Here is a 7,304-nt window from a genome sequence, read left to right on the forward strand (position 1 = left end):
GGTTTAATGATTTTCAATAAATGCTAGATTTTCATTCTCGGTTGCAATCCCATTATCTACATAAATAATTCTGTCAGCAAATTGTTTAAGGCGCATATCGTGTGTAACAACAATAACACTCTTACCATTTTGGGCAAGTGCTTTTAACTCATTCATTACCAAACCAACGCTCTTAACATCTAATGCAGCCGTTGGTTCATCACAAAGCATTATTGGCGGATTGGTTACCAGGGCTCGTGCAATTGCAACTCTTTGCTGCTGACCACCACTTAGCATTTTGGGTAAGTTTTTCATTCGATCTTTCATCCCGACTAATTCCAATGCTTTCTCTGCTTTTTTCTTTGCTTCAGTATCACTTAAATTCATAAGTTGTAGCGGCATCATAACGTTTTCTAAAGAATTAAGCGGAGCCAAAAGGTTAAAGCCTTGAAATACGAATCCTATTTTATTTAACCTCAAAATCGATAATTCTTTGGCCGAAAGTGTATTTACTTGTTGACCATCTATAAAAACATCTCCTTTTGTGGGGTAGATAACACAACCTAACAGGGAGAGCAAAGTAGTTTTTCCTGAACCCGAAGGACCTACTATCAATGTAAGTTCTCTGGTTTTAAATTGAACAGTTGTAGGTTGTAAGGCTGTAATTAATGTATCGCCCGTTTGATATTCCTTGCAGGCACCTTTTATTTCTGCAATAATTCTATTTTTAAAAGTTGCCTCTTCCATAATTTGATATCATAATTTAAGTTTTCTTAATTGAGGTCAATTGTAATTGTAGAATCATTATTTAAAACATAAATTGAGCAATCACTAAATGTTGGCGCTCCACCATCAGGCTTAAAATTAGTGCTGTTTCCTACGGGCTCTTTAGGAATTCCTAACCAGTTGCTATTAAGATTGCCGTTATTATCTAAATCCTGAAAAACGGTAATAGCATAAGTTCCTCTTGGCAAATCGATTTGAAATTTTATAGTTCCCTGATTTGCCTTTTGAACCTTGGTAAAGTAAGCGGTTTTAAGAAAGTTTTCTTTTTTGTTGTAAACATTCAATACGACACTGCCTTTTCCTTTTTGAACATTGGTCACATCAACATTCATTTTTAATTGTTGCGCATTAGTAAAATACGACACTCCTAATAGTAGAATACTAAGAATTAATTTCATCATTTTTCCTTTTTTTTATTTATTGTTATTGATTTTTATTTTGCAATTATTTTCCAAAACGGTAGGTTAGCATCATCTTTACATAAGGCATTTCTTTTGCTTTATAGTTGCTAATGGTATCATTATTAGAATTATATAAAGTGTATTTGTTTGCAAATCCGAGACCTCCTTGTAGTTGAAGCCAAAAACCATCAAAAAGACGTTGATTAATTTGTAAGCCTCCGTGAATAGCCGAGAACTGAGCATAATCAATCTCCAGGTTCTCATCATTCTTGTAATTTTGTAAGTTGTGAAGTGTCCAGTCTATTGATCCTGCTACACCAATTTGTGTGTTATTGCCGAGATTTCGAAAAATATTAACTCTTGGCCAGTATAGCTGTGCAAACCACTTACCGTTGTTACTTTTATAATCGACAGATACGGCAGGTGTTATCAGAAATTTTCCAAAAGCATACATGATATGAGGACCAATCCCGATTTCGAGATTTGATTTTTCTCCGAATTTTCTTGAGACTCCAAAAATCCCATCATATACCATATCATTCATCGAAAAGGAGCTTTTAAAATCTGAAGCAATAGTTGGTATTAAAACTCCAAAAACTGCCCATCGTTTTCCAAAAGGATGCCGCACTACAATAGTTGGTTTTATCTCTTGTATTTTTGTGATGTAATTCGGACTAACTTCAATTTTCTTATCGAATGTAAAGTCTAAAATACGGTAGTTGACTGTTCCAAGAATACGAGTTTTTCCAATTTTAAAAGATGGTATTGGCAACCAAAAATCGTACGTATTATATTTGAATTTGTTCCCATAATACGGATCTGCCGAAGATAAATTCTTAAAGCTGCTTTTTCCATTAATAGTAACGCCAATCCCTGCGCCATCAGTTATTAATTGAGCATAAAATTTATTAGGAAGGCAAATAAACAAGGTTAATAAAACCAATGATAGCACTTTTTTCAAAATAACATTTATTAAATTTAAACACACGAGCTGCATTAGCCCTCTAAGATTTTCTTAAGACAAAGGTGTGGTTAAAACAATAATTGTTGCTAGGATTTAGCTTGCCTTTATTCGGACAAATCGTGCCTAAGTGAACTTCGATACTGTGAAGGAGTTGTACCAGTTATTTTTTTGAAAAGTCGTCCAAAATACGAAGGGTCTTCATAATTCAATTCAAAAGCAATTTCGGAGATATCTTTAGTCAAATCTTGTAAAAGAATTTGGCTTTGCAGGATACTAACGTTGTTAATCCATTCTTTTGGGGCTATTCCGGTGGTTTGCTTAATGCATCTATTGAGATAATTTACAGAAATTTTTAATTTATCTGCATAAAAGGATACCGATTTATCCTGGCTATGGAATTTATAAACCAACTCTTTAAAAGAAAAAGTGATTTCATTACCACGATGTACGGTTTTATTAAGTTCTTTATTTGAAGAAATTATTTTTTGAAAGGCTGCTTGCATAAGCGAATAACAAATTTCAATATTGGAATTTTCATTTCGAAATTCCTGACCTAATAAGCAAAATAAAGAATTAAGCCATATACTAGTTTCTTTGGGTAGTTTAATAACCGAATTAGTGGCAAAAATCTGTATCAACTCTTGTTTAGACAAAATATGATTGAGGACGCTTTCTTCAAATAAAATAAAATGACCCGTAATTACCAGATCAATTTCTTTCATTGCTGTAATATGGCCTTGTTTTATAAACAAAACATCATTTTCTGTTAATGATATTACCTCATTATCTACTTGCTGTTTTGCATTACCCTTAGTAACATGGACCATAAAATTATAATCAGGTCTAAAAAGGGGAGTTGGAATTTGTATATACTCTGTTGTTGTATTCAGATCATATATCTGTAAAGGAGTTTTTAAAAAATCAAACTCTAAAGAAGCATCAGACATAAATTCTCTTGGAAATTCCTCTGATGAAATAATTTTGATAGTCTTCTCCATGCTACAAACTTAATTATTTTTTTATTGGAATGATATGATTTATTTGATTGAAGGTTGAGTAGGGGAGCTCATGTTGTGAGCCTTACGAGATAATTTATAAACTATTTCCTTTAAGATTTGAAGAAATGAGTGAATTGATCTCAACCAAGAAATAAAATTAATTAAATATTCACATCATAATTTAGTGCGTATTTTATATAACTTCCTGAGATATTTTTGTAAGAGTATTTTTTAGTCTCACTAATTGATTCACTCTCCAAATTAAAAATATGGTGCAAAGCGTTATTGCGGCAAATACATATCCTAGTATATCATAGTTTTCCAGCGGCGATTGTTTAGTATCCTGATGTACAATAAAACCAGCACAGACAGCAGCAATCCCTCCAGCAATTTGTTGCAATGAAGAAGTTACAGACATATAGGCACCGCGATCTTTTATTTCTGGAATGGCTGTATTTAGAGTAGAAGCTGGTATCATTCGGCTCATTATTGCCATATACAATACTATAGTTATTGCTACGATTTCCCATAATGCTATGGGATTTAAATTGGTGTAAATTATAACCATAATTATTGAGAGAAGAGATGCTATTGTAAATAGCTTGAATTTATTAAATTTATCACTTAATTTTCCAATCAACGGCATTATTATAAGTATTGAAAGTCCTATAAGGAAAAATATCATAGGTAACTGCAGTTGACTAATATGTAAATTATTAACCATAAAAGCGGTTCCAAAGGGTTGGAGCATAAAAGCGCCAATAGACAAAAGCGCAATGGCAGTAAAACCTATCCTATATTCTTTATTGTTTAATGTGCCCCAAAGATGGAGAAAAGGATTCTTACTGGATTGGAATTCTAGATGTTTGTTTATGGACTGCATTTGAGTGACAATCGCAATAAGGATTAAAATACCTATACCTGCAATCATAATAAAGGACGAATGCCATCCCCAATTATTGGCAAAATAAACACCTACCGGTATTCCTAAAATCAGGCTTGCAGCAAATGCCATTTGAATATAGGCCATAACACGTCCTCTTTGATTAATCAAAAATAAATCAGCTACTATGGCAAGGGAAATGGATCCGATTACACCGCCAAAGAGTCCTGTAACAATCCTTGCTATAAGGAGCATTAAGTAACTGGAAGAGATAGCACAGAAAATAGTACCAATAATAAATCCGGTATAGAAGAAAATTAAAATCTTTTTTCTATCAAATTTATCTGCAAATCCTGCAGCCAGTAATCCTGATATTCCCGCACTAAAAGCATAAGCTGAAACTACAAAGCCAAAACTAGATGTAGTCATATCAAGGTTTTTAATCAGCATATCCCCGAGAGGAGAAATAACAATAAAATCTAATGTGACCGTAAATTGTAAAAGGAATAATATAACAATTATAATTTTTTGGTAAGGAGTAAAAGATGTACTCTCAACTATTGATTTTTTCATTTATAGATGTGTATAAAATGATGTTTTTTTCTCTTTATTTTTTAAAGATATGGAGGTTCTATTAAAATAGGATATTTCTTTGCATCTAAAATCATTTTATCTGATTGATAAATGACCATAAATTATCTTTTTATGCTGACTATTTAGAGATTAATATTAGCTTATAGATTTTTTCCCAAGACCTTATTCATTACATATCGGAATCTTAAATACAGTAAGACAGACGATGTTAACAAGCCAAGAGTCAGACCATACCAGATTCCATTTACACCTAAATTGAAGTGCATACCTAAAACATAGGCTGCAGGCAGACCAATAATCCAATAGGCAACAAAGGTTATAAAAGTGGGAATGTTTACATCTCCCATTCCTCTTAGTGTTCCTAGTCCAACTACCTGTGTACCATCAAAGAGCTGGAATATTGCAGCAATTATTAATAATTGCGCAGCCAGCGCTACAACATTTACGTCATTTGTTATTAAGTAAGGTAAATATTGATTAAATATTGTAAAAATTACAGCAAAGAACATCATGAAAATGATAACTAAATGATAGGATGCATAAGCAAACTTTTGAAGTCTTTTGTAATTTTTATTTCCGAAACTATTTCCGACTTTAATAGTTGCAGCCGATGCAATTCCTCCTGCCATCATGTAGGTCATTGCGGCAAGTGTTATTGCTGTTTGATGGGCAGCTTGTTCAATTGCGCCTATATGACCCGCCATTAAAGCAGCAACTGCAAATACTCCAATTTCGAACACATACTGCATGGCAACAGGTAATCCTATTTTTACCACTTTTGCAATTTTTGAAAAATCAATAAACTTAACGGAGAAATGGTGCAGGTAAATTCTAAAATTTTCTGAGCGAAGTACATACCACATCATAACTAGCATCATTAAAATCCTATCTATCAATGTTGCAATTCCAACTCCTTTAACTCCCATTGGCTCGATACCAAACATTCCCTTTACCAGAATTACTGCGATAATTACGTTGAGCACATTTCCCCATATCGTTATGGACATTGCTTGTTTTGTAAAGCCCAGTCCTTCTGCAAACTGTTTGAAAGTTTGAAATATCATTAAGGGTATAATAGATAAACTTAAAATAAGTAAATAAGGTTTTGCTGTTTCGACTACCTGAGGATCCTGATCTGCATGCTGCATGGCAAACATAGAACCATAGTACACTACTAAAAAAAGAAAAATTGAAGACGCGACATTAAGCCATAAACTGTTTGACAGAAGCTCGGCACATTCCTTAAAATTTGATTTTCCATTTTCTTGTGCAATCAAAGGTGTTAAGCCGTAGGCAACTCCTAATCCTATGACTAAAACTACCATGAAAACAGAATGAACCAGCGAGACTGCTGCCAATGATATAGTTCCTGCATAATGCCCAATAATAACTGTATCGAGAGTCTGCACCAGGGTATGCCCCAGCTGAGAAATTACAACAGGTCCTGCAAGCGTTATTGTACTTTGGTAATATATCTTATTGGATTTGTATTTTTTGATCATATTGAAAAATTAATTGCCTTGAGGCAGATTTAAATGTATTGAAATTGCCATGCTGTAAACTTTCATTTAAAGTATAGTAATTCTTTTGTTGTAAATTTATCTTATTCTGTAATACCCTTATAAAATGTTATGAAAATATACCATTTTGGTAATCTGAGAGGAACTGACTGCTGGTTATTCCTGTCTGTGTTTTAAAAAATCGCATCATATGTCCAGGTTCAGAAAAATGAAGATCATAAGCAATCTCAGCAATAGTCTTTCCGGAATGTATCAGGTCATTCTTTATCTCAAAAAGCAGTCTTTGTTTTATGAGCTCTGTCGCGGTTACATTAAACTGCTTTTTCACACAAGTGTTTATTGTAATCCTGCTCACATTTAATAAATCGGCATAGTAGTCAATTCGCTGCTTCTGCCTAATATGTATTTCCAATAACTGTTTAAATTGGTATGCAAAATTATTTTCGGCCCTATCAATTGAAAGATTATTTGCATTAGCATATATTCTGTTAAACTTCAAAAGTAGGTAATAAGTAAGAGATCGTATAATATGAATACTATCTGTTTTGCTATTAACAAGTTCGTATTTGATTTCCATAAGCTGACCAAGTGCTTTTTGAAGCTCTTCCTTTTCAATACTAATATTTAAAGGATAATTCAATTGATAGAAATACAAAAGGCGATATGTAAAGAATTTGTCTGAGAAAAAATCATTAAGAAAATTTTCCTGAAAAACCAGAACAGTATAATCCAATCCCTCTTTCTCTAAAGTCCATTGCCTTTTTTGAAAGGGAGAAATAAAAACAATTGTATTGTCCCTTATATCGATCTTCTGCTGATTTAAAATCAGAGATCCTTTGGCAGTCTTAAAAAGCAATATTTCAAAAAAATCAGTATTGTAAGTATCGCGCTCTAGATATCTTTCGCTCAGCATATCGCCGTGCAATACATTTAGAAGCACTTCAACACCACATTCTGTTTTATGAAATTTGACCGTTTTCATTTTTTTAATTAGTTAATGTATTGGAATCTGTTCCTTATTACTTTCTTTAAGAGGTGCTTAAATATTATAATTAACCCGTTGGGCGCAATTAATCTTAACACATAGAAACATAGGTATTGTACGCACAAAAAAGGCGTTTCACTTGTTTTAAATGCATCCCGTCCCGATGCTTCGGGATCGGGACTAGCTATGTGAAA

The 7,304-nt window shown here is 33.1% G+C and carries 7 protein-coding genes; all 7 read right to left on the reverse strand.

Annotation, left to right across the window (positions count from 1 at the left end):
* Positions 1–3: 3 nt before the first annotated feature.
* Positions 4–726: an ABC transporter ATP-binding protein gene (locus tag B8T70_RS12525; RefSeq protein WP_086895064.1), complete on the reverse strand. Its 723-nt coding sequence runs from the start codon at positions 724–726 to the stop codon at positions 4–6.
* Between the two features lie 26 nt (positions 727–752).
* The gene (locus B8T70_RS12530; protein ID WP_086895065.1) at positions 753–1,166 is read right to left on the reverse strand and encodes a DUF2141 domain-containing protein; all 414 of its coding nucleotides are present in this window, start codon (positions 1,164–1,166) and stop codon (positions 753–755) included.
* A 43-nt stretch (positions 1,167–1,209) separates the two neighbouring features.
* The gene (locus B8T70_RS12535; RefSeq protein WP_242667470.1) at positions 1,210–2,118 is read right to left on the reverse strand and encodes a DUF6268 family outer membrane beta-barrel protein; all 909 of its coding nucleotides are present in this window, start codon (positions 2,116–2,118) and stop codon (positions 1,210–1,212) included.
* A 116-nt stretch (positions 2,119–2,234) separates the two neighbouring features.
* A complete protein-coding gene (locus B8T70_RS12540) occupies positions 2,235–3,128 on the reverse strand; it encodes an AraC family transcriptional regulator (RefSeq protein WP_086895066.1) in 894 nt (297 codons plus the stop codon).
* 193 nt (positions 3,129–3,321) lie between these two features.
* Positions 3,322–4,584, reverse strand: a complete 1,263-nt coding sequence (locus B8T70_RS12545; RefSeq protein ID WP_086895067.1) for an MFS transporter — start codon at positions 4,582–4,584, stop codon at positions 3,322–3,324.
* A gap of 161 nt (positions 4,585–4,745) precedes the next feature.
* Positions 4,746–6,107 (reverse strand): MATE family efflux transporter, encoded by a 1,362-nt coding sequence (locus B8T70_RS12550; protein ID WP_086895068.1) that lies wholly within the window; start codon positions 6,105–6,107, stop codon positions 4,746–4,748.
* Positions 6,108–6,234: 127 nt separating this feature from the next.
* On the reverse strand, positions 6,235–7,107 hold the full coding sequence (locus B8T70_RS12555) for an AraC family transcriptional regulator (protein WP_039116192.1): 873 nt from the start codon (positions 7,105–7,107) through the stop codon (positions 6,235–6,237).
* Positions 7,108–7,304: the final 197 nt, after the last annotated feature.

Source organism: Flavobacterium sp. AJR (assembly GCF_002156885.1).
GTDB lineage: Bacteria > Bacteroidota > Bacteroidia > Flavobacteriales > Flavobacteriaceae > Flavobacterium.

Excerpts from the sequence above, each read along its gene's own strand:
- B8T70_RS12555 (WP_039116192.1), bottom strand. The coding sequence starts at position 7,107 with ATGAAAACGGTCAAATTTCATAAAACAGAATGTGGTGTTGAAGTGCTT.
- B8T70_RS12545 (WP_086895067.1), bottom strand. The coding sequence starts at position 4,584 with ATGAAAAAATCAATAGTTGAGAGTACATCTTTTACTCCTTACCAAAAA.
- B8T70_RS12530 (WP_086895065.1), bottom strand. The coding sequence starts at position 1,166 with ATGATGAAATTAATTCTTAGTATTCTACTATTAGGAGTGTCGTATTTT.
- B8T70_RS12540 (WP_086895066.1), bottom strand. The coding sequence starts at position 3,128 with ATGGAGAAGACTATCAAAATTATTTCATCAGAGGAATTTCCAAGAGAA.
- B8T70_RS12525 (WP_086895064.1), bottom strand. The coding sequence starts at position 726 with ATGGAAGAGGCAACTTTTAAAAATAGAATTATTGCAGAAATAAAAGGT.
- B8T70_RS12550 (WP_086895068.1), bottom strand. The coding sequence starts at position 6,107 with ATGATCAAAAAATACAAATCCAATAAGATATATTACCAAAGTACAATA.